The sequence below is a fragment of the Actinomadura geliboluensis genome (genome assembly GCF_005889745.1).
Taxonomy (GTDB): Bacteria; Actinomycetota; Actinomycetes; order Streptosporangiales; family Streptosporangiaceae; genus Spirillospora; species Spirillospora geliboluensis.
Map to the genome: position 1 here is coordinate 1 of NZ_VCKZ01000770.1, position 884 is coordinate 884.

Annotated in this window: 1 protein-coding gene and 1 pseudogene; both read left to right on the forward strand. The window is 74.1% G+C overall.

The genetic code is table 11. From position 1 onward, the window contains the following. A pseudogene (locus tag ETD96_RS44140) lies at window positions 1-293 on the forward strand (NYN domain-containing protein); the annotation flags it as partial. An 80-nt stretch (window positions 294-373) separates the two neighbouring features. Next, window positions 374-884: tetratricopeptide repeat protein (locus ETD96_RS44145; RefSeq protein ID WP_240808658.1), on the forward strand; the 511-nt coding region annotated here is incomplete at its 3' end.

An 884-nucleotide genomic window follows, 5' to 3' on the forward strand; every position in this document is an offset into this window, starting at 1 on the left:
GCCCCTACACCGGGCCACAGCAGCTCCCCGTCCCGGCGCAGAGCACCCCGACCCTCGCGGACGCCGTGAAGTCCGCTCACCAGGAGGGCCAGGACTTCGGCGAGTCCGTCGCCCGCGACGCGCCCGCGCTGTGGCTGGAGGCCGTCCTCGCCCGCAAGCCGCGCATGCCGTCCGATCTGGAGGCGCGGCTGCTGCAGGGCTCCTCGCTGCCGATCGACTTCCTGCTCCACGACGAGGTGCGGCACGCGCTGCGCCGCGGATTCTGGGACGCGCTCGAACGTTCCCGCAGGTGAGCTGACAGGTACGCGGCGGTATTCGGCGATCATCGTCGATTCGCCCGCTTCGGCCGCGCGCCGCCGGGTAGCGTTGAAGCGTGACGCATGTGACGGAAGACGATCTCGACGACCTGGAGTTCGACACCCTGCGCACCGGCGATCACATCTCGGCGGCCCGCCGGCTGTCCGAGCTGGCCGAGTCGGTCTCCGGTGGGGTGTCACGCGCCAACGTCCTGCTGCGCGCCGGCGAGCAGTGGCAGCACGCCGGCGACCACGCGAAGGCCGCCGAGCTGTACCGCAGGGCCATGGACGACGGCGGCGAGACCTACGGCGACCCGCGCGCCTACCTCGCCGACGCGCTCTTCGAGCTGGGCCACGCCGACGAGGCCCGCACCCTCCTCGACCAGATCCGCGCCGACAGCCCCCGCGACCCCGAGGTGTACCGCGCCGTCGCCGAGGTGCTGTACGCCCAGGGCGACGCGACCGGCGCCCACGAGTGGGCCACCAGCGGCGCCGACGTCATCCTCGCCATCCGCGACCGCGCCGTCGGCACCGGCATGGGCGGCGGCCCCGACGAGGCCCCCGCCCCCGACGCCGACACCCTCACCC